Below are 19320 nucleotides of genomic sequence, written 5' to 3'. Positions count from 1 at the left end.
ACCGGGCAGGCTGCCACTGGCCACCACGTACCGATGAGCGCCCGCTGCCCGCTCCAGCAGGTCCAGGCAGCGCCGTGCCTCGTCGTCGTCGAGTCGCGGGGGGCCGGTGGGCGGGGGGGGGGCGGGGCCGGGCCCCCCCCCCCCCCCCACGTCCAGCACCAGCCGCAGCCGGGACTCGCCCCGTACCGCGCGCATGCGGCGCAGCAGCACGAGACGGTCCGTGCGGGCGGGCACGGCCAGGGCCTCGCGGCACTCGACCACGCAGTCGGGGGTCACCCAGCGGCTGACCCGGATGAGCGTGCCCTCCTCGTAGGAGCCGCCCCAGACGTGCCACGGGTCCACCGGTCCGACGGTGAAGTGCCCGGGGCCGCCGATGAGCGCGGAGAACACCGCGTCGTCGTGCCAGCGCGGGGCGCACAGCCACACGATCCCGCCCCGGGGGTCCACCACCGCGCCGCGCTCCCCGTCCGCGATCACGGCGTAGTCGCGCAGCGCCCAGGGGGGAGAGGACGGATCGGGCTCCTGCGCGGGCCGGTCGGCGCGGTGCTCCATGACGCTACGGCTATCCCGGCGCCGGTGGCCGAAACGGTGCCGCCGCCGGTGTCACCGGGACGGGCGCCGCCGGAACCCGCCCACCCCGTGGGCGGCCAGCGGCCCCACCGCGAGGCCCGCCGCGCGGCAGTCGGCGACGAGTTCCGGAAGGGCGCCGAGGGCGGCCCGCCAGCTGCCCGGCGCGGAGGCGTGGTCGGTGTCGTGCAGGAGGATCGTGCCGCCCGGGCCGAGGTCCGCCGCGACGGCAGCCCGCACGGAGGCGGGGGTGGCGTCGTGCCGCCAGTCCCTCCCCCACGCCGTCCACAGGACCGGCCGCAGGCCGGCGCGCCGGGCGGCGGCCCAGCGGCCGGAGGTGAGGATGCCGTAGGGCGGCCGGTACCAGCGCGGCGCGTGGCCGGTGACCTCGGCCACCGAGCGGGCGGCCCGGACCAGCTCGCGCGCGTCCCGCGCCGGCGACGGCAGCCAGGGCCGGTCGTGCGCCCAGCCGTGGACGCCGAGTTCGTGGCCGCGTGCCACCAGCTCACGGGCCGTCCGGGGGTGCCGTGCGACGTTCTCGCCCAGTACGAAGAACGTCGCCCGCACGCCGAGCGCGTCGAGCGCGTCGAGGAAGCGGGGGGTGGACGCCGGGTCGGGGCCGTCGTCGAAGGTGAGGGCGACGTGGTCGGGCCGGCCCTGTCCGGCCAGCGCGGGGAGCCAGCGGCGGCGCAGACCCGGCAGCCAGGTCGCGGCCGGGCCGATGTGGGCCAGCGCGGCGGCCGCCGGCACGAGGGCCACCGGCGCGACGCCGTACGCCGCCCGGCCGGCCCGGGCCCAGGCCCCTGTCCCGTCCCGCATCCGCTCCGCCTCCCGCGCCGTCCCGTGCTCCCATGGTGTGCCGGCGGCCCCCGTGGTCACGACTTCTGCTGCTCCTGTCGTCGGCCCGTCTTCCCCGGTCCGTCCCGCGCCGCCGGCGGGACGTCCCAGGCGCCCTGCACCGAGGGCGCCCGGGCCAGCCCGATACTGCCGAGCGCGATCAGCGCCACGCCGATCAGCTCGGGCACCACCCGCACGCCGAGGACGATCTCCTCGCCGAACAGGGCCCAGCCGAGGCCGACGCTGGTCAGCGCGTCCCCGAGGGTCAGTGCCGGCTGCGACGCGGCGAGGGTCCCGGCCCGCAGCGCGCTCTGCAGGAGCAGGAAGCTGATCACGCCGACGGCTCCCGTCGCGTAGAGGGGCCACTGCGTCAGTACGGCGCCCGCCCCCTGCGGGAACTGCCCGGTGACCTCCTTCAGCAGCGCCGCCGTACCGCCGAACGCCACCGCGGACGCCGACCCGAACAGGGCGGCGCGGGGCGCTCCGTGCACCAGCCGGCCGACGACGGCGAAGCCCGTCACCACGCAGAACAGCACCAGGAGAGCCCAGGGCCAGCGGCCCGGGGCCGCGGTGTCGTGCCCGGCCGACGGGGACGCGGCGCCCAGGAACAGCGCCAGCCCCACGGCCAGGGCGACGAACGCCAGCCAGGTCCGCGGGTCGGGCCGCCGGTGGAAGACGACGCTGCCGACGACCAGCGTGAACATCAGCTCGCTGGCCATCAGTGGCTGGACGACCGCCAGGCTGCCCACCGCCAGCGCGGCCGCCTGGAGCACCGTCGTCAGCGCGAGCAGCGCCGCGCCGCCCACCCAGAACGGGTCGCGGATCAGCCGCAGCAGCGAGCGCACCACCGTGTGGACCGCACCGGCCCGGTCCTCGTCCTGCGCCGCGGCCCGGCGCTGCAGCACCGACGCCGCAGCGTTGGACAGGGCCGCGAACAGGGCGAGGACGACGGTGAGGGCACTCACCGCGGCGGGCTCCCGCTCATCCGAACCGGGAGGCCATCCGCCGGTACAGTCCGGGCGCCGCGCCGCGGACCCGGCACGGCAGCCGCAGCCAGCCGGGCACGTACACCTCGTCCCGGCCGCGGACCACGGCGCGGCGCACCGCGTCGGCGACCCGCTCCGCCGGCACCGGGCGCGGCCTGGACCGCCGGTAGGGCGCACCGCGGCGTTCGAAGAAGGGCGTGTCGACGACACCGGGCACCACATGGGTCACTCCGACCCCGGTGCCCCGCACCTCGTACCGCAGGGCGTCGGCGAAGGCGCCCAGCGCGGCCTTGGCGGCGGAGTACACGGCCTCGTCGCGCACCCCGACGCAGCCGGCCAGCGATCCGATGAGCACCACCCGCCCCGAGCCCGCCTCGATCATGCCCGGCAACAGCCGCCGCACCAGCCGCAGCGTGGCCAGCACGTCGATGTCGAAGACCTCGTCGATGCGGTGCGGCGGCATGTCGCGGAACTCGCCGGCCCAGCCGATCCCGGCGCCGGCCACCAGGAGGTCCACCGGACCCGCCGTGGCCAGGGCGAAGTCGGCGAGCCGCCGGTCGGCGCCGGGCAGGGTGAGGTCCGCGGCGAAGGGGACGGCCGACGCGGCCTCCGCCACCTCCCGCAGCCGGGACGGGTCGCGCCCGCTCAGCACCAGCCGCCAGCCGCCCTCGTCGGCCAGCCGGCGGGCCACGGCCGCGCCGATGCCGGAGGAGGCCCCGGTCACGAGCGCCGTCCGCGTCCGTGTGCCCCCTTGGCGGACCGGCCGGCGGGGCCTCGCGCGGTCCGCGTCGGGTGCGGCGGTCCGAGGTCCGGGGGCGGACCGGGTGCGGGAGTACGCGTCGACCATGGGGACCACCTTGGCTCGGGGCGGGCGCCGGGAAGCGACCGACCGGCTGGTCGGCCTTCCGGTGTCCGGCCGGACGGGCGGTCACGGAGTATCCCTGGCGGAACGTCCGAAACGCCCGCTTGTGCCACGGTTTGGAACATCCGGGGTGGGCAACTTGGACCGCCGTGCATCCTTCCAGCTCATCCGCCTCCCGCCGAACCGCACCCGTGCGTGCCCCGCGCGACACCAGGCGGCTGCTGGTGCTCAGCGCGAGCATGGGCGCCGGACACGACACGGTCGCCACCGAACTGGCCCGCCGGATCCGGGCACGCGGGGGAGAGGCCCTGGTGGTCGACGTCCTAGCGCTGCTGCCGTACGGCCTCGGCGGCGCCCTGCGGCTCTTCTACCGCGGGTCGGTACGGCACTTCCCCTGGGTGTACGCCGCCCTCTACCGCCTGTTCCTGCGCCCCGGCGACGGGCGCCGGCCCGGCGGAACGCCCCTGGCCCGGCTCGCCGGCTCCCGGCTGCGGCGGCTGGCCGACCGCACGGGAGCGGACGCGGTGGTCCCCGTCTTCCACCTCGGCGCCCAGCTCACCGGCCATCTGCGCGCCCGCGGCCTGCTGACCGTGCCCAGCGTGGTGCTCGTGATCGACTTCGTCGTCCACCGGCAGTGGCTCCACCCCGGCAACGACCATTGTCTGTGCCTCACGGAGGACGCGGCGCGCGAGGCGCGGCGGGGCACCGGCAGGCCCGCCGGGACGTGCGGCCCAGTGGTGGCCCCGGAGTTCTTCGCCGACGCGCCCGGGGCGGAGGAGTGGCGCCGGCTGTTCGACCGGCACGGCCCCGGGCGGGCCCCCGTCGTGCTGTCCGCCGGTGCCTGGGGAGTCGGCTCGCGCCTGGGCGCCACCGTCCGGCTGCTGTCGGACCACGGCTTCCTCCCGGTCGTGCTCTGCGGCGGCAACGCGCGGCTGCGCCGTGAGCTGTCCGGCCTCCCGGGCGTCGTCGCCCTCGGCTGGGTGACCGACATGCCCGGACTGCTGCACGCCGCGCGCGCCCTGGTGGACAACGCCGCCGGCCAGACCGCCGTCCAGGCACTCGCCGCGGGACTGCCGGTCGTGGGGCACCGCCCCATCCCGGGCCACGGCGCGGACGGCGTCCGCCGGATGGCCGCACTGGGCGTGTCGGAGGCCGCCGAGGACAACGCCGCGCTGCTCGGGGCGCTGCGGCGGCTGACCGCCCCGGGCCCGGCCCGGCGGGAGCGGATCGCCGCCGGACGCGCGCTGTTCGGGGACGACGCCGTGACCCTGGTGACCGACGCGGCCGACGCGTCGCGTGCGCACCGGTGGGACCGGACCGGCGCGGGCCCGTTTCCCCCGCCCGGGCCGGGGGCACCCGGGCCGGACGCGAGAACCGGCGGAAGGAGGCGGCGCCGTGCGGCTGGACGAGTTCCTGACCCGGGTCCGTGACCGCGGGGAGTACCACGGTGACGAGGAGGCCGAGCAGGTCACCAAGGCCGTGCTGTGGGTGATCGCGTCCCGGGTGGCGCCGGAGGAGGCCGCGGCCCTGGCCGCGCACCTGCCGGCGCCTCTGGACGACGCGCTGCGCCTGGAACGGGGCCACCCCGAGACCTTCGGCCGCGAGGAGTTCCTGAGTCGCGTGGCCCAGCAGACCGGCGCCCGGCCGCGCACGGCGGAATGGGACGCGGGCGCGGTGCTCTCCACCCTCGTCGAAGCCGTGCCCGGCGACACCGCCGACGGCCTCCGCAAGGCGCTGCCGGCCGACTGCGCCGACCTCTTCGGAGGTCCCGCGGCGGGCTGACGCGAGGATCCGCGTCGGTGTGCGACGCGGTCGGCGCCCACCGCGTTGCACACGGCCGGAACAGGGCACTCATCCCCCGTCGACGAGGCGGCCCCGGGGTGGCCGCCCAACGGGAGGCATTCATGACGGACGACGAGCAGCGCTACGGCGCCGACGAGGACACTCCGCTCAAGGGATACGCGACGCTCGCGACGACGTTCGCGGCCGCCGTCGGAACGTTCGCCGCGGTGGCGTGGCGTCGCGGAGTCCGGCTGCCCGACACCGTCCCGCCGTGGGACGTGGCCCTGCTGGGGACGGCGACGTTCAAGGCGTCCCGGCTGCTGACCAAGGACAAGGTCACCAGCTTCGTGCGCGCGCCGTTCACCCGCCGGGAACGCGACAGCGAGGCCGGCGAGGTGATGGACGCTCCGCGGGGCAGCGGGTTGCGTCGCGCCGTCGGCGACCTGGTGTCCTGCCCCTTCTGCACCTCGGCCTGGGTGGCCGGCGGACTGGTGGGCACCTACGCGGTCGCTCCCCGGGCCGGCCGGATGCTCAGCGCGGGCCTGAGCGCCGTCGCGTTGTCGGACTGGCTTCAGTACGCGTGGAGCCTGACCGAGCAGAAGGCCGAGGGCTGAAGCCCCGGGGGACTCCCGCGTCCCCGGGCGGTCAGCCGCGCTCGGCGCGCTCCGCCGCCCGCTCCGCGCGCTCCGCGTGGAGCTGCTTCACGCGGGCGGTCTCCTTGCGGACGTCGGCCTGGACGGCCTGCTCCCGCTCCAGCCATTCGGGACGCTCCTGCTTGAGCGCGTCGATCTGCTCCGTGGTCAGCGGCTCGTCGACCCCGCCGCGGCGCAGGCCCGCGATGGACACGCCCAGCTTGGCCGCCACCACCGGCCGCGGGTGCGGCCCGTCCCGGCGCAGCTCGCGCAGCCACGCCGGCGGTTCGGCCTGCAGCGCGTTCAGCTCGGCGCGCGTGACGACGCCCTCCCGGAACTCGGCGGGTGTGGCCTCGAGGTACACACCCAGCTTCTTCGCCGCGGTCGCGGGCTTCATGGTCTGGGTGTTCTGGTGCGACGTCATGGGGTCAAGGGTATCGAGCGTGTGAGCGGCTCCCGACCACGCCCGGTAACCTGGCCTGGTGACAGGCTCGGAAGAACCCCCCTCGTTCCGGCTCGCGTACGTCCCGGGGGTGACACCCGACAAGTGGGTGCGCATCTGGCACGAGCGGCTGCCCGGCGTCCCGTTGTCCCTGGTCCAGGTGACCGCCGCCGGGGCGGGCGGTGCGCTGCTGGGCGGTGACGCGGACGCCGGACTGGTGCGGCTGCCCGTCGACCGCGGCGTGCTCAGCGCGATCCCCCTCTACACCGAGACCACGGTCGTGGTGGTCCCCAAGGACCACCTGGTGACCGCGGCCGACGAGCTGACCCTCGAGGACCTGGCCGACGAGATCGTCCTGCACCCCCTCGACGACGTGCTCGGCTGGGACCGGCCGCCCGGCCGCCCCGCTCTCGAGCGTCCCGCCACCACCGCGGACGCCGTCGAACTGGTGGCGGCCGGCATCGGCGTCCTCGTCGTCCCCCTGTCGCTGGCCCGCCTGCACCACCGCAAGGACCTCACCCACCGGACGGTCACCGACGCCCCCGCGTCGGGCGTTGCCCTGTCGTGGCCGGAGGACGCGCACACCGACCTGGTGGAGGAGTTCATCGGGATCGTCCGCGGCAGGACCGTCAACAGCACCCGCGGCCGGCGGCCCGCCCCGGCCCAGGGGAAGGACGAGCGCACCGGTACGGCCTCGGCGCGGCGCACGCCGGCGCCGGCGAAGAAGCAGGGGGCCGGGAAGCGGGCCGGCGGCTCGCGGAGCGGCTCCGCCGGCAACGCCAAGGGTGCCCGGAGGGGCAAACCCCGCGGCAGGTGAGACGCCGCCGGCCCGGGCGGCGCCCGGGTCAGCGGACCGTGGGACCGGGCGTCGGAGCCGCCGTCTCGACGTCCAGGCCGGGCGGCTCGGTGAGGGACAGCACCGGTTCGCCCGGTTGCGGGGCCGGCGGCGTGAGCTGCACCTTGGGCAGGCCGGGCGGGGCCGACTGCTGGAAGTTGACCTGGTCGAAGTTGACCAGGCCGGTCCTCTCCAGCACCGTGATGTGATCCAGGACCGTGTCGTTGGCCTGGTCCGCCAGCTGCCGCACCAGGGAGTTCTTGGTGTTGGCGCGGACCTTGGCGATCACCGGGAAGATCTGGCCGTGCGTGACGCGCATGATGTTGACCGCGGTGGTGTCGAACTGCCTGCCCGTGGTCCCGCCCACCGTCGACACGAACTGCTGCTGCTGGGGGGACGCGAGATTGGGCAGGGTGATGCCCAGCTCGGGAGCGATCCGGCGGCACGTCGCGTCCAGCCGGGAGTGGCCGACGACCAGGTGCTCGCCGGCCTCCCTCATCTCCGGTGTCGTCCCCCGCTCCATGGCCAGCAGCCCGAGCGGATGCTCCCACAGCCCGGCGGCACGGACCTTCACCACGAAGTCCCGGTCGGCCTCGGTGAGCGGCCCGTACCGGGTGTTGGTGACGACGCGTGCCTGGTCGCTGCCCGCGTTCCGCACGCCGAGCATGGTCGGGTAGGCGAGCGCGGTGAGGGTGAGGACCAGGGAAGCGGCCACGAAGGCCGTCCCTGCTGTGGTGCGCGTGATGCGCATCGTGCCTCCTGGGGCGACGACAGGCTCGGACACCAGGAGATACGGACGCGGACGGCGGTCTGATCACCGCATCGGGCAGAAAGCTCGCGCGCTCATTTCCGCGCCGCGCGCCCGATCGACTCCACCAGCGGCAGCAGGCGGTGCGGGACGCGCTCGCGCAGGGCGACCTCGCTGCGGGTGCGGACCACGCCGGGCAGGCTGATCAGCTTCTGGACCACGTCCTCCAGGTGCGCGTTGTCCCGGGCCACCACACGGGTCAGCAGGTCCCCGCCGCCCGTGATCGAGAAGGCCTCGACGATCTCCGGCACGGCGGCCAGCGCCTCGCCCACCTCGTCCAGATGACCCTGGGTGACCTCGATGTGCACGAACGCGAGCACGGGATGCCCCAGCGCGGCGGGGGAGAGGGACGGCGCGGCGCCGGTGATCACGCCGTCGCGCTCCAGACGGTCCAGACGAGCCTGGAGCGTCCCGCGGGCGATCCCGAGGACGCGGGCGTACTCCCGGACACTGGTGCGCGGCTGCTCCAGCAGCAGACGCAGGATGCGGGTGTCGAGTTCGTCGACGGCCATGGCGTCCTGGCTCCTCTCGTCGGCCAATGGCTCTTGGGTGGCCGTGAACATGCCGTGATCACTGTACCAATGGCCCAGTTCCAGGAGCGGCAGTTGAGCCACTGGTGGAAGGGATGCTGATATGGAGGGGTCGATGGCGCTGCGGATCCCGCGGCGCCTTTTTCATGCCGGTGATGTCCGGACCAGTGTGCGAGGGGGCGGTCAGTGCTGAAGAGGGTGTTCGTGAGCCCGGATCCGGGGCGGGTGCGGCTGCGCTTCGCCGCGCGGGCCGTCGTCGGCATCGGGGCGGCCGTGGCCGTCTGCGGCATGGCGGGCATCTCCCTCGTGGGTGCCGTCATCGGCGGGCTCGCCGCGCTGCTCGCCCTGTTCACCGTCACCGACGCCACCGTCCGCGGTCAGGCGGTGACCACCGCACTCCTGCCGGTGGCGGGACTGCCCGTGCTGACCGCCGCGGCCGGACTGCACGGTCACCCCGTGCTCCGCGACCTGGCCTTCCTCGCCGTGGTCGGCGCGGGCGTGTACGCCCGGCGCTGGGGCCCGCGCGGTCACAGCCTCGGCGTGTTCGCCTTCATGACCTTCTTCATCGCCCAGTTCCTGCACGCGACCACGGGCCGGCTGCCCGAGATGTTCGCCGCCGTCCTGCTGTCCGTGGCCACCGCCGCGGCGGTCCGTTTCGGCCTGTGGTGCTACGAGCGCCGCCTGCCGCCGGCCGCCGTTCCCGCCCCGCCCGGAGGCACCGGGCTCGCCCGCATCACCACCCGCCAGGCCGTTCAGGCCACGGCCGGCGCGGGCTTCGCCCTGGTCGTGGGCCAGCTGGTGTCCGGCGACCGCTGGTACTGGGCCGTCGGCGCCACCTGGTGGGTCTTCGTCAACACCACCTCGCGCGGTGACACCCTGGTCCGCGGCTTCCGGCGGGTGCTCGGCACGGTCGTCGGCATCGGCATCGGCTTCCTGATCGCCGTTCCGGCCGCCGGGGCCGCGGTGCCCACGGCCGTGCTCGCCGCCGCCTGCGTCTTCGGCATCTTCTACTCCGCCGCGGTGTCCTACACCTGGATGATGCTCTGCGTGACGGTGCTCGCCGAGCTGCTCTACGGCCTGCTCGGCGTCCTCGGCCCGGGCCTGCTCGCCGTGCGGGTCGCCGAGACCGGTGTCGGCGCGCTCGGTGCCGTCCTCGCGGTGCTCTTCGTCCTGCCCGTCACCACCCACGCCGTCACCGACGCCTGGATCCAGCGGGCCCTGCGCTGCGTCCACGCCTGCACCGCCGAGGCCGCCGCCCGCCTCGCCGGCACGGAGGACGCCGACCCGGCGCCGCGGGTGGCCGAACTGGAGCAGCTGCTCGGCCGGGTCCGGCTCTCGGTCGCCCCGCTCGTGCACCCGCTCAACCCCGTGCGGGGCCGCAAGCGCCGCGCCCGGCGCGTGCTCGCCCTGCTCGACGACTGCGCCCGGGAGATCCGGGGCCTGGTCGCCGTCGCCGCCGATCCCGAGGCCTCGCACGACGCCCGGCTGGCCGCCGCCTGCTGGCGGGTCGAGACCGCTGTCGAGGCGCTGACCGGCGGTGGAGCCGTCCCCGCCCACCAGGAGCGGCCGCTCGCCGCCGAACCGGCGCTCGCCCACCTGCACGGTCTGGAGCGCGCCCTGACCGAACTCGCCGCGCCGCTGCGCAGCCCCTCCGGCTCCCCGCTGGTCGGGGCCTGACCCCCGTCACGCGCCAGTCGTTTGGTCTAGACCGCGAGTGATCGACTGCTACCGTCGCCCCGGGGCGGACGACCGGTCGGCACCCGACGCGGTGCCCGGCGCGGCACGGGACGAGAGGGGTCAGCGATGGCGGACGGCGGCAGGCGGCAGCGGCGGGCGTTCATCGGATCGTTCACGGCGGCCGGGGGCCCCGGGATCGTGACGGCGGCCGTCACGCCCGGCGAGGGCGCGCTGAAGGTCCTGAGCAGTCTGAACGGCGTCCGCGACCCGTCCTACCTGGCCCTCGCTCCCGACGGCGGCACCCTCTACGCCGTCAGCGAGACCGCCGAGGGGGCCGTGGCCGCGTACCGCGTCGGCACGGACAAGCCCGAGCCGGCCGGGCGGCCGGTACCGGTCGGGGGCGACGGACCGACCCACCTCAGCCTGTTCGCCGGGCACGTCCTCACCGCCAACTACGGCTCCGGAAGCGTCACCGCCGTGCCGGTCCGCTCCGACGGCTCCCTCGCCCGCTCCGCGTCCGGCGTGCTCCGGCACACCGGATCCGGCCCGCACGCCCAGCGCCAGCAGGGACCGCACGCCCACCAGGTGCAGCCCGACCCCAGCGGGCGGTGGGCCGTCAGCGTCGACCTCGGCACCGACTCGGTGCGGGTCTGCACCCTGAGGGACGGTGCCCCGGCCGTGCACCGGGAGATCGCGCTGCGCCCCGGCTCGGGACCCCGGCACCTGGCCTTCCACCCGGACGGCAGCCACGCCTACGTGGCCAACGAACTCGCCCCGACCGTCACCGTCTGCCGGTGGGACGCCGCCGACGGCACGCTGCGGCCGCTCACCGAGGTCGCGGCGCTGCCCGGCGTCCCGGCCGGCGACGCCTACCCGTCGGGCATCGCCGTCTCGCCCGACGGACGCTTCGTGTGGACCGCGACCCGCGGGGAGGACGTGCTGTCCGTCCTCGCCGTCGAACCCGGCAGGCTCCGGCTGACCGGCACCGTCCCCTGCGGCGGCCACTGGCCGCGGGCGATCGCCGTGTCGGACGGCTTCCTCTACGTGGCGAACGAACGCTCCGGAGACGTCACGTGGTTCGCGCTCGACCCGGCGACCGGCATGCCCGGCCGCGTCGGCTCGCTCGCGGTGCCGGCGGCGTCCTGCGTGGTCCTCGGCTGACCTGCCGCCGCCGTACGGCACGGCGAAGGGCCCGCTCCCGTGGGAGGCGGGCCCTTTCGGCCGTACGTGCTCGGTGGTGCGGGTGCCGTCCGCCTCAGCGGACCGGCGTGCCCTGCGGCTGCTGCGGCGAGATGCCCAGTGCCGTCGTGTACTTGGCCAGCGTCAGCTTGCCGATCGCCGGGTAGGGGCCGAGCGGCTCGGCGGTGGAGCAGTCCGCCTCCCTGGCCGCCTCCTCCAGCAGGGCCGCGTCGATCTCCGGGCCGATCAGGTACGGCGCCAGCGCGAGCTGCTGCGAGCCCGAGGAGCGCAGCTGCTCGGCCACGGACGCGATCGAGCCCTCCTGGTCGAGCGCCGCCGCCATCACCGGCACCGCGAGGCGCGCGGCCAGCAGCATGCCGGTGATCCCGGCCGCCTGGACCGCCTCGTCGCCGCCGACGGAGGCGAGGACGATGCCGTCCGCGGCGGTCGCCACGGTGAACAGGCGGGCGCGGTCGGCACGGGCCAGACCGGCCTCGGAGAGCCGCACGTGCAGCGCCTCGGCCAGCAGCGGGTGCGGGCCGAGCACGTCGGTCAGCTCGGCCGCGATCCGGCTGTCCATGACGGCCTGCCGGATCCGGCGCAGCAGCGCGCCGTCCGGGCCGGCGAGCAGCGGCACGACCACGGCGACGGGGCCCTCGGGCTCCCGCACCTCGAGGCCGGCGGCGCGCGCCTGCTCGTAGCGGGCGGTGCGCTCCTCGGCGGCGCGTACCAGCACGGTCGACAGCGACAGGAACTCCTCGTCGTCGCCGTCGAGGTATCCGATGCGGGCGTCGATGCCGGGCAGCTCGGAGCGGGCGATGCTCACGATCTCCTCGGCGAGGCCCCGGGTGGCGCTACTGGGCGTGCCCGGCACCGCGAGGACGAGGGCGGGCGCGCCCTCGGGAGCCACCAGGGGCTCGGGTCGGCGGTGCCGCCCGGGCTGGCGGGGGCGCGGCATTCGTACTGGCAGGCCGGACGCGGGCCCAGTGGGGGAGCTCATGGCGCCGCATGTTACTGGTTTCCTGGGCTTCCCTGTTCGGGGAGGGTGCGGGTGAGCGGTATCCGTCCTGTTTTGTCTGATGAGTGATGTACGGATCGGAAGACATCGGTACGATTCCCCTCCCCGAAGGGCTGTTGTCAGCCGCCCCGCACCGTCGTCACGCACAGCAGCCGTTCGTCGCCCGGAAGGGTGAGGGAATCGGCCGCCAGGTCGGTCGCGATGCGCACGGAACCGTCCAGCGGATCGCCCTCGGCCGCCACCCGCCGGGCATGCGGCAGCCGCTTCTCCAGCTCCTCCCCGAGCGGCACGACCAGGGGGTCGCCCAGCTTCAGCAGGCCGCCGGTGACGGCGATCCGCGGCGTGCCCAGCGGCGGGCACACCGCGGCGGCCGAGTCGGCCATGTGCCCGGCGGCGGCGCGCAGGATGCCCCGGGCGACCGGGTCGCCGTCCGCGCAGGCGGCCACCTCGGGCGCGAAGGAGGCGAGGACCGCCGGGCGGTCGGTGCGCGGATACAGCGCCCCGGGCAGCCCCGCGGCCGGACCGAACCGCTCCTCGGCGCGGGCCAGCAGCAGGGCGGAACCGTCCTGTCTTCCGTCGTGGGCGCGCAACGCCGCCTCCAGGCCGGCCCGCCCGATCCAGGCGCCGCTGCCGCAGTCGCCGAGCAGATGTCCCCAGCCGTCCGCCCGGCGCCAGTGGGCCAGATCGGTGCCGATCGCGATCAGCCCCGTACCGGCGGCCACCACGGCCCCGGCACGGGGGCCCAGGGCGCCCGCGTACGCGGTCACGGCGTCGGCGGCGAGCGCGACCTTCCGCGCGCCCAGCTCCCGGCCCAGCCCGGCCGGCAGTTCGGCGCGCAGGGCGTCGCCCAGGGTGGCCATACCGGCGGCCCCGACCACGACCGTGCCGATCTCGCCCACACCGGTCTCTTCGGTCAACGACCGTGCCATGGGCACCAGTTGTTCCAGCAGGTGACCGGGGTCGATGCCGCGCGCCCCGGTGCGCACGGGCTCCCGCGACGCCCGCCGCCCCAGCGGACCGCGCCCGTCGGCGGCGCCGACGACGACGCGGAGTCCGGAACCGCCGGAGTCCACGGCCAGGAATCCGCAACCGGCCACGGCACCGGGCGCAGTACGCACCACGTTCCCCCTCACGTCGACCGGCCGGGCGGGCTCTTTCGCCGCCGGCCGGCCTCGACGAGGAGGAAGAATAGCGCCACGTGACGCGGCGCACCCCGGTGACGGGCCGCCGGTACTGACTGTCCGTGTCGGCCAGTAGAGTGACGCAGCGTGGCACCACGACCGTTGCACGAACTTGTCGAAGCCGGCTGGGCGAAGGCCCTGGACCCGGTCGCCGGACGCATCGCCGGCATGGGGGACTTCCTGCGCGCCGAGGTGGCGGCGGGCCGGACGTACCTCCCGTCGGGGGCGAACGTCCTGCGGGCGTTCCAGCAGCCCTTCGACGACGTACGGGTCCTGATCGTCGGTCAGGACCCCTACCCGACACCGGGGATGGCGATCGGCCTGAGCTTCGCCGTCTCGCCCGAGGTGCGCTCGCTGCCGGGCAGCCTGGAGAACATCTACCGCGAGATGCACACGGACCTGGGCCTGCCCAGGCCCTCCAACGGTGACCTGACCCCGTGGACCCGCCAGGGCGTGCTGCTGCTGAACAGGGCGCTGACCACGGCCCCGCGCAAGCCGGGGGCCCATCGCGGCAAGGGCTGGGAGGAGGTCACGGAGCAGGCCATCCGCGCCCTCGCCGCACGGGGCACGCCGCTGGTGTCCATCCTGTGGGGCCGGGACGCGCGCAATCTGCGCCCCCTGCTCGAGGGCTACCCGGCGATCGAGTCGGCGCATCCCTCGCCGATGTCCGCGGACCGCGGCTTCTTCGGCTCCCGCCCCTTCAGCCGGGCCAACGACCTGCTGGCGCGGCAGGGAGCCGAGCCGGTGGACTGGCGGCTGCCGTAGGACCGTCGGCGGCCCGTGTCGGCGAGGACGTCAGGAGCCGGCGCCCCCCGCCGTGAGCGGAGGGACGCCGGTCCACCGGCGGGGGCGGATCAGCCGACGACCGCGGCCCGGACGCACAGCACGTCCGGCAGGTGCGAGGCCAGCTGCCGCCAGCTGTCCCCGTCGTCGGCCGACGCGAACACCTCGCCGTTGCGGTTGCCGAAGTAGACGCCTGCCCGGTCCGCGTCGTCGGTGCTCAGCGCGTCGCGCAGCACCGTGCCGTAGTGGTCCTCCCGCGGCAGCCCCGCCGTCAGCGGCTCCCAGCTCTTGCCTGCGTCGGCCGTGCGGAACACCCGGCAGCGGCGGTCGGCCGGGACCCGGTCCGCGTCGGCGTTGATCGGGAACACGTACGCCGTGTCGCCGCGGTGCGGATGGGCGGCCACCGCGAAACCGAACGTGGACGGCAGCCCCTCGCCGATGTCCGTCCAGTGCCCGCCCGCGTCGTCGCTGCGGTACACCCCCCAGTGATTCTGCAGGTACAGCCGGTCCGGGGTGGCCGCGTCCCGCGCGACCTTGTGCACGCACTGGCCGAACTCCGGGTCGGGGTCCGGCAGGAACACCGCGGAGACACCCGAGTTGGACGGCGCCCAGCTCGCACCGCCGTCGGTGGTGCGGAAGACGCCGGCGGTGGACACGGCGACCGTCACCGCCCGGGGGTCCCGCCGGTCGGTGAGCACGGTGTGCAGCCCCTCACCTCCGCCGCCCGGCACCCACCGCGACCGCGTGGGGTGCTCCCACAGGGGCCGGACCAGCTCGAAACTCACCCCGCGGTCCTCCGAGCGGTACAGCGCGGCCGGTTCCGTGCCCGCGTACACCACGTCCGGCTCCGCCGCCGACGGGTGCAACTGCCACACGCGCTCCAGTGAGGCACCCGTGTCCTGCGGGAACCTGACGGCCGGTTGCGCCGGTTCCGTCCACGTCCGGCCCAGGTCGTCGGAGTGGAACACCGACGGGCCCCAGTGCGCGCTGTCGCCGCCGGCCAGCAGCCGCGGGGTGTCGCCGCGGGTGTCGACGGCGACCGAGTAGACGGCCTGTGCGTTGAAGTAAGGACTCTCGTCGAACTCCCAGGTGCCACCCCGCCGGCGCCCGATGAACAGGCCCTTGCGGGTGCCCACGGCGAGCAGAACCTCGGTCATGCCGATCACCTCCGCGGCGTCGTCGTCGACGCCTTCGTCCCGGACACCGGCCAGTCTGCACCCCGCCACTGACAGTCACCTCCGGAAAGGGCTCCGCCCCAGGTCGCGGCGGTGGTGTCGGGTCCGGCGAGGTGCCCGGGCGCCCCGCCCGGGCGACGCCGCTCAGCCGTCGCCCGGCAGAGCCCGCCCCAGGATGCCGCCGAGGTCGGCACCGTCCGGCAGCGTGCCGAAGGCGTGGCCCCAGTCGCCGCCCAGCCGGCTCGCGCAGAAGGCGTCGGCGACGGCGGGCGGGGCGTGCCGGACCAGCAGGGACGCCTGGAGGGTGAGGGCCATCAGCTCCACCAGGCGGCGGGCGCCGGTCTCGGACGCCGTGGTCAGCCCCGTCTCCAGCCGGGCCACGGCCGCGTCCAGCCGGGCGTCCGCCCCGCGCGCGAGGGCCAGTTCCCCGAAGAGGGCGTGCGCGGTCTCCGGCGAGCGGCCGAGCGCTCGCAGGACGTCGAGGGCGTTGACGTTCCCGGAGCCCTCCCAGATCGACAGCAGCGGTGCCTCCCGGTAGTGGCGGGGCATGCCCGACTCCTCCACGTAGCCGTTGCCGCCCAGGCACTCCAGGGCCTCCGCGGTGAACGCGGGACCCCGCTTGGTCACCCAGTACTTGCCGACGGCGGTGGCGATCCGCCGGAAGGCCGCCTCCCCGGCGTCCCCGCGCACCGCCCGGTCGGCGGCACCGGCCAGCCGCAGCGTGAGGGTCGTCGCGGCCTCCGACTCCAGCGCCAGGTCGGCCAGGACGTTGCGCATCAGCGGCTGGTCGATCAGCCGGGCGCCGAACGCGCTGCGGTGCCGTACGTGGTGACCGGCCTCGACGAGCGTCTTGCGCATCAGCGTCGCCGAGGACATCACGCAGTCGAGCCGGGTGCAGTTGACCATCTCGATGATCGTCTTGACGCCCTGGCCCTCGGGTCCCACCAGCCAGGCGACCGTCCCGTCGAACTCCGGCTCCGAGGAGGCGTTGGACCGGTTGCCGAGCTTGTCCTTCAGCCGCTGGATGCGGAAGGTGTTCCGGGTCCCGTCGGGCAGGACCCGCGGCACCAGGAAGCAGGAGAGTCCGCCGGGCGCCTGGGCCAGCACCAGGAACACGTCGCACATCGGGGCCGAGGTGAACCACTTGTGCCCGCGCAGCGTGTAGACGCCGGGTTCGGCGGTCGGGGCGGCCGAGGTGGTGTTGGTCCGGACGTCCGAGCCGCCCTGCTTCTCGGTCATCCCCATGCCGGCCAGCAGGCCCCGCTTCTCCGCCGGCGTACGCAGTCCCGGCTCGTACTCCCGGCTCGTCAGCAGCGGCTCGTAGACCTTCGCGAGCTCCGGCTGCCGGCGCAGCGCGGGCACGGCCGCGTACGTCATGGAGGTGGGGCAGCCGTGTCCGGCCTCGGTGTGCCCCCAGACCAGTCCGCCCGCGGTCCGCGCCACATGGACGCCCGGCCGGTCGTCCGCCCAGGGCGAGGCGGCGAGGCCCTCGCCGACCGCCACGCTCATCAGGTGGTGCCAGCTCGGGTGGTACTCGACCTCGTCGACGCGGTTCCCGTAGCGGTCGTGGGTGCGCAGTACGGGCTCGTGGCGGTTGGCGAGCTCGCCCCACTCCTGCGCCTGGGCGCTGCCGGCCCGCAGGCCGAGCCGCCGCAGCCCTTCCTCGGCCCAGCCCGCGCCCTCCCGCCGCAGCCCCTCCAGCAGGGCCGCGTCCTCGGACGCGTCGTACGGCGCCGCGGGTGGGGGCTGGTTCACGACGTCGTGCGTGGCGTACCCCACGGGTCGGTCCGCGGTTCCCTCGTGCTCGTACGGCTCCTGCGCGAGTGTCGTCATGGGATGAGTGTTGCATCATCCCTACAACCGCAGCAATAGTGCAACAGTCCGCGCGCACGTACAGTACGTGCCGTGTCCACGCGGATGAACGACCCTGTGCCCCCGGACGGGCTCGCGCTGCGTCCGCTGTCCGCGCGGTCGGTCGTGCTGAGCCTGCTGCTCGGCACGCACCCGGCCGAGCTGCCGGTGAAGGACCTGGTGCGGCTCGTGGAGCGCTTCGGCCTCGGCGGCTCCACCGTGCGGGCGGCGCTCAGCCGGATGGTGGGCGCCGGTGACCTGCGGCGCACGGACACCGGTTACCGCCTCAGCGAGCGGCTGCTGGAGCGGCAGCGACGCCAGGACGAGGCCGTGCGCCCGCACACGCGGGCGTGGGACGGCGACTGGGAGATGGTCGTGATCACCGCGACCGGACGCGGCCCCGCCGAACGTGCCGCGCTGCGCACCCGGCTGGCGGGCCTGCGCCTGGCCGAGCTCCGTGAGGGCGTGTGGCTGCGCCCCGCCAACCTGGGCCGCCCGCTGCCCGGTGCCCTCGACGCGGTCGCCGAGCGCTGCACCGCCCGCCCCGAGCGGGTACCCGGCGAGCTCGCCGCGGAGCTGTGGCCGCTGGACGCCTGGTCCGCGACGGCCCGGGCGCTGCTCGCCCACGTCGACGGGGCGCAGGGGCCGGCCGGCCGGCTCACCGCGTTCGCGGCCGTCGTGCGCCATCTGCTCGCCGACCCGGTCCTGCCGCCGGAACTCCTCCCTCCCGACTGGCCGGGCGCCGCCCTGCGCGACGCGTACACCGACTACCAGCGGGAGCAGGCCGGTCGGGTCCGGGCGGACGTCGGGCGGAGCGGGCCGGGCGGATCGCCCGTAGGACCCCCGTAGCACCGGCACACCCCTCGAGCGTGCGCGGCTGCGCTGACGGGGTGCCGCCCGAGGGGGAGGGCGCGTGTGTCGCTGCTAGGGAATGTGATCGTGCGGTTACGTTGCGGATGTGCTCGAAGCATCCTTTGTTGATCGTTCTCTTCAGCTTTCCGATCGCTGTCCGGACGACGGTGATATGTCCGTGCGGCACACATGGGCGGTGCGGGTGGGGGACACGACCACGTCGTGGTTCGACGTCCGGTGGATGTTCCCCGACGGCGCCCGCATCGACGCGCTCGCCGTGCTCTGCGGTGACGGGGTCCGGGTCGAGGACGTGCGGGCGGAGCCGGCCCTGTCCCTCGACGACCTGTCCGTGCTCGCCGAGTGGCTGGAGAACCCGCTCTTCGAGGCCTGTGTGCGGCCCCCGGCGGACCGCGATCCGGCCCCGCGGCGGGCCCGCCCCGCCCGGCCGCGCGGCAGCGAGGAGCGCCGGCTCGTCGCGCAGGAGTACCGGGCGGCCCGGCAGGAGGGCGCCGACCCCGTCCTCGCGGTGATGCGCGCGACCGGGCACAGCCGGCGCAAGTCGCTCAGGCTGATCGGCCAGGCACGTGACGACGGCTTCCTGACCCCGCGCCGCGCGCGCCGCTGACGCCTCGCCGAGGCCCGTCAGAGCATCCCGCGCATGCGGGAGATCTCGCTCGTCTGCTGGGCGACCACGTCGTCGGCCATCTCCTCGATCTGCACGTTGTTCCCCTGTGACTTCACGTCCGTGGCCATGGTGATCGCCCCCTCGTGGTGAGTGATCATCAGCGTGAGGAACAGCTGGTCGAAGGCCTTGCCGTCCGCCGCGCGCAGCTTCGCGAGCTGCGCCTCGGTCGCCATGCCGGGCATCGTGGCGTGCTCGTGCCCGCCGCCCGCCTCCTCGCGGCCGTGCGACGTCAGCCAGCCCCTCATCGCGGTGATCTCCGGTCCCTGGGCCGCTGAGATCCGCTCGGCGAGCTTCTTCACCTGCCCGGACTCGGCGCGCTCCGGCACGAGTTCGGTCATCTCCAGCGCCTGGGCGTGGTGCTGGATCATCATCCGCGCGTAGGCGACGTCCGCCGAGTTGGGGGAGTCGTCGTCGGCTCGCCGACGCTCGGCCTCCTCGGCCGAGATCGTGCGGTTGGCCTCGCCGGGTTCGCCCGGGACGATCACCGAAGGTCCGGCCGCCGCCGCCGAGTCGGCGTCCGATCCGGAGTCGCAGGCCCCGAGTCCGAGGACGGCCAGTGCGGTCAGCGACGCCATGACGAGCGATGCCCCTGTCGAGGCGGAACGAATGGGCACGGCAACCTCCTGTGGCCGGCGGGG

The 19320-nt window shown here is 75.5% G+C and carries 21 protein-coding genes; 9 read left to right on the top strand and 12 right to left on the bottom strand.

The features are described 5' to 3' along the window. From ACFWJB_RS22765 to ACFWJB_RS22750, 4 genes are all read right to left on the bottom strand, one after another. The coding region (locus ACFWJB_RS22765; protein ID WP_386924369.1) for a trehalase-like domain-containing protein at positions 1 to 552 on the bottom strand (552 nt) is incomplete at its 3' end. Positions 553 to 603: 51 nt separating this feature from the next. Then, positions 604 to 1386 (bottom strand): polysaccharide deacetylase family protein, encoded by a 783-nt coding sequence (locus ACFWJB_RS22760; protein WP_386924387.1) that lies wholly within the window; start codon positions 1384 to 1386, stop codon positions 604 to 606. A 56-nt stretch (positions 1387 to 1442) separates the two neighbouring features. Further along, complete coding sequence (locus tag ACFWJB_RS22755; RefSeq protein WP_386924367.1) at positions 1443 to 2369, bottom strand: DMT family transporter; 927 nt, start codon at positions 2367 to 2369, stop codon at positions 1443 to 1445. Between the two features lie 16 nt (positions 2370 to 2385). Further along, on the bottom strand, positions 2386 to 3237 hold the full coding sequence (locus ACFWJB_RS22750; protein ID WP_385467180.1) for an SDR family NAD(P)-dependent oxidoreductase: 852 nt from the start codon (positions 3235 to 3237) through the stop codon (positions 2386 to 2388). Between the two features lie 254 nt (positions 3238 to 3491). On the opposite strand from ACFWJB_RS22750, the gene ACFWJB_RS22745 reads away from it, so the two are divergent. From ACFWJB_RS22745 to ACFWJB_RS22735, 3 genes are all read left to right on the top strand, one after another. Next, positions 3492 to 4682, top strand: a complete 1191-nt coding sequence (locus tag ACFWJB_RS22745) for a galactosyldiacylglycerol synthase (protein ID WP_386924385.1) — start codon at positions 3492 to 3494, stop codon at positions 4680 to 4682. Continuing rightward, positions 4648 to 5034: a DUF2267 domain-containing protein gene (locus tag ACFWJB_RS22740; protein ID WP_385467177.1), complete on the top strand. Its 387-nt coding sequence runs from the start codon at positions 4648 to 4650 to the stop codon at positions 5032 to 5034. The genes ACFWJB_RS22745 and ACFWJB_RS22740 overlap by 35 nt, the downstream gene beginning before the upstream one ends. A gap of 122 nt (positions 5035 to 5156) precedes the next feature. Then, complete coding sequence (locus tag ACFWJB_RS22735) at positions 5157 to 5648, top strand: DUF1360 domain-containing protein (RefSeq protein WP_385467174.1); 492 nt, start codon at positions 5157 to 5159, stop codon at positions 5646 to 5648. A gap of 31 nt (positions 5649 to 5679) precedes the next feature. Here ACFWJB_RS22735 and ACFWJB_RS22730 read toward each other — a convergent pair whose 3' ends face one another. Then, entirely contained in the window at positions 5680 to 6090 is a 411-nt protein-coding gene (locus tag ACFWJB_RS22730; RefSeq protein WP_386924364.1) for a DUF5997 family protein, read from the bottom strand. A gap of 58 nt (positions 6091 to 6148) precedes the next feature. On the opposite strand from ACFWJB_RS22730, the gene ACFWJB_RS22725 reads away from it, so the two are divergent. Beyond that, a complete protein-coding gene (locus ACFWJB_RS22725) occupies positions 6149 to 6925 on the top strand; it encodes a LysR substrate-binding domain-containing protein (protein WP_386924362.1) in 777 nt (258 codons plus the stop codon). A 28-nt stretch (positions 6926 to 6953) separates the two neighbouring features. On the opposite strand, the gene ACFWJB_RS22720 is transcribed toward ACFWJB_RS22725, so the two are convergent. Both ACFWJB_RS22720 and ACFWJB_RS22715 read right to left on the bottom strand, forming a co-directional pair. Beyond that, entirely contained in the window at positions 6954 to 7694 is a 741-nt protein-coding gene (locus ACFWJB_RS22720; protein WP_385464066.1) for a DUF4142 domain-containing protein, read from the bottom strand. 92 nt (positions 7695 to 7786) lie between these two features. After that, the gene (locus tag ACFWJB_RS22715) at positions 7787 to 8263 is read right to left on the bottom strand and encodes an Lrp/AsnC family transcriptional regulator (protein WP_386924383.1); all 477 of its coding nucleotides are present in this window, start codon (positions 8261 to 8263) and stop codon (positions 7787 to 7789) included. A gap of 204 nt (positions 8264 to 8467) precedes the next feature. Between ACFWJB_RS22715 and ACFWJB_RS22710 the strand changes: the two genes are divergently transcribed. Beyond that, on the top strand, positions 8468 to 9958 hold the full coding sequence (locus tag ACFWJB_RS22710) for an FUSC family protein (RefSeq protein WP_386924360.1): 1491 nt from the start codon (positions 8468 to 8470) through the stop codon (positions 9956 to 9958). Between the two features lie 126 nt (positions 9959 to 10084). Further along, on the top strand, positions 10085 to 11119 hold the full coding sequence (locus ACFWJB_RS22705) for a lactonase family protein (RefSeq protein ID WP_386924358.1): 1035 nt from the start codon (positions 10085 to 10087) through the stop codon (positions 11117 to 11119). Between the two features lie 94 nt (positions 11120 to 11213). Here the strand turns inward: ACFWJB_RS22705 and ACFWJB_RS22700 are convergent, their stop codons facing one another. Both ACFWJB_RS22700 and ACFWJB_RS22695 read right to left on the bottom strand, forming a co-directional pair. Beyond that, positions 11214 to 12137: a sirohydrochlorin chelatase gene (locus tag ACFWJB_RS22700; RefSeq protein ID WP_385464057.1), complete on the bottom strand. Its 924-nt coding sequence runs from the start codon at positions 12135 to 12137 to the stop codon at positions 11214 to 11216. A 137-nt stretch (positions 12138 to 12274) separates the two neighbouring features. Continuing rightward, positions 12275 to 13273: an N-acetylglucosamine kinase gene (locus tag ACFWJB_RS22695; RefSeq protein WP_386924356.1), complete on the bottom strand. Its 999-nt coding sequence runs from the start codon at positions 13271 to 13273 to the stop codon at positions 12275 to 12277. A 150-nt stretch (positions 13274 to 13423) separates the two neighbouring features. Between ACFWJB_RS22695 and ACFWJB_RS22690 the strand changes: the two genes are divergently transcribed. Continuing rightward, positions 13424 to 14101 (top strand): uracil-DNA glycosylase, encoded by a 678-nt coding sequence (locus ACFWJB_RS22690; RefSeq protein ID WP_385464051.1) that lies wholly within the window; start codon positions 13424 to 13426, stop codon positions 14099 to 14101. 89 nt (positions 14102 to 14190) lie between these two features. Here the strand turns inward: ACFWJB_RS22690 and ACFWJB_RS22685 are convergent, their stop codons facing one another. Together ACFWJB_RS22685 and ACFWJB_RS22680 are read right to left on the bottom strand one after the other, a co-directional pair. After that, positions 14191 to 15345: a WD40/YVTN/BNR-like repeat-containing protein gene (locus ACFWJB_RS22685; protein ID WP_386924353.1), complete on the bottom strand. Its 1155-nt coding sequence runs from the start codon at positions 15343 to 15345 to the stop codon at positions 14191 to 14193. Positions 15346 to 15438: 93 nt separating this feature from the next. Beyond that, the gene (locus tag ACFWJB_RS22680; RefSeq protein ID WP_386924351.1) at positions 15439 to 17127 is read right to left on the bottom strand and encodes a DNA alkylation response protein; all 1689 of its coding nucleotides are present in this window, start codon (positions 17125 to 17127) and stop codon (positions 15439 to 15441) included. Positions 17128 to 17211: 84 nt separating this feature from the next. On the opposite strand from ACFWJB_RS22680, the gene ACFWJB_RS22675 reads away from it, so the two are divergent. Together ACFWJB_RS22675 and ACFWJB_RS22670 are read left to right on the top strand one after the other, a co-directional pair. Continuing rightward, positions 17212 to 17994: a PaaX family transcriptional regulator C-terminal domain-containing protein gene (locus tag ACFWJB_RS22675; protein WP_386924381.1), complete on the top strand. Its 783-nt coding sequence runs from the start codon at positions 17212 to 17214 to the stop codon at positions 17992 to 17994. 175 nt (positions 17995 to 18169) lie between these two features. After that, complete coding sequence (locus ACFWJB_RS22670; RefSeq protein WP_386924349.1) at positions 18170 to 18622, top strand: DUF6214 family protein; 453 nt, start codon at positions 18170 to 18172, stop codon at positions 18620 to 18622. Between the two features lie 17 nt (positions 18623 to 18639). On the opposite strand, the gene ACFWJB_RS22665 is transcribed toward ACFWJB_RS22670, so the two are convergent. Then, positions 18640 to 19257, bottom strand: a complete 618-nt coding sequence (locus tag ACFWJB_RS22665) for a DUF305 domain-containing protein (protein WP_386924379.1) — start codon at positions 19255 to 19257, stop codon at positions 18640 to 18642. Positions 19258 to 19320 lie beyond the last annotated feature (63 nt).

This window comes from Streptomyces sp. NPDC127100, from assembly GCF_042724095.1.
GTDB lineage: Bacteria > Actinomycetota > Actinomycetes > Streptomycetales > Streptomycetaceae > Streptomyces.
The sequence above is the reverse complement of the archived record's forward strand: the minus strand, read 5'-3'. Positions and strand labels throughout refer to the sequence as shown.

What these genes read in the sequence shown, in the direction of transcription:
- ACFWJB_RS22760 (WP_386924387.1), bottom strand. Translation starts at nt 1,386, where the DNA reads ATGCGGGACGGGACAGGGGCCTGGGCCCGGGCCGGCCGGGCGGCGTAC.
- ACFWJB_RS22750 (WP_385467180.1), bottom strand. Translation starts at nt 3,237, where the DNA reads ATGGTCGACGCGTACTCCCGCACCCGGTCCGCCCCCGGACCTCGGACC.
- ACFWJB_RS22745 (WP_386924385.1), top strand. Translation starts at nt 3,492, where the DNA reads ATGGGCGCCGGACACGACACGGTCGCCACCGAACTGGCCCGCCGGATC.
- ACFWJB_RS22735 (WP_385467174.1), top strand. Translation starts at nt 5,157, where the DNA reads ATGACGGACGACGAGCAGCGCTACGGCGCCGACGAGGACACTCCGCTC.
- ACFWJB_RS22730 (WP_386924364.1), bottom strand. Translation starts at nt 6,090, where the DNA reads ATGACGTCGCACCAGAACACCCAGACCATGAAGCCCGCGACCGCGGCG.
- ACFWJB_RS22720 (WP_385464066.1), bottom strand. Translation starts at nt 7,694, where the DNA reads ATGCGCATCACGCGCACCACAGCAGGGACGGCCTTCGTGGCCGCTTCC.
- ACFWJB_RS22715 (WP_386924383.1), bottom strand. Translation starts at nt 8,263, where the DNA reads ATGGCCGTCGACGAACTCGACACCCGCATCCTGCGTCTGCTGCTGGAG.
- ACFWJB_RS22705 (WP_386924358.1), top strand. Translation starts at nt 10,085, where the DNA reads ATGGCGGACGGCGGCAGGCGGCAGCGGCGGGCGTTCATCGGATCGTTC.
- ACFWJB_RS22700 (WP_385464057.1), bottom strand. Translation starts at nt 12,137, where the DNA reads ATGAGCTCCCCCACTGGGCCCGCGTCCGGCCTGCCAGTACGAATGCCG.
- ACFWJB_RS22680 (WP_386924351.1), bottom strand. Translation starts at nt 17,127, where the DNA reads ATGACGACACTCGCGCAGGAGCCGTACGAGCACGAGGGAACCGCGGAC.
- ACFWJB_RS22675 (WP_386924381.1), top strand. Translation starts at nt 17,212, where the DNA reads ATGAACGACCCTGTGCCCCCGGACGGGCTCGCGCTGCGTCCGCTGTCC.
- ACFWJB_RS22670 (WP_386924349.1), top strand. Translation starts at nt 18,170, where the DNA reads ATGTCCGTGCGGCACACATGGGCGGTGCGGGTGGGGGACACGACCACG.
- ACFWJB_RS22665 (WP_386924379.1), bottom strand. Translation starts at nt 19,257, where the DNA reads ATGGCGTCGCTGACCGCACTGGCCGTCCTCGGACTCGGGGCCTGCGAC.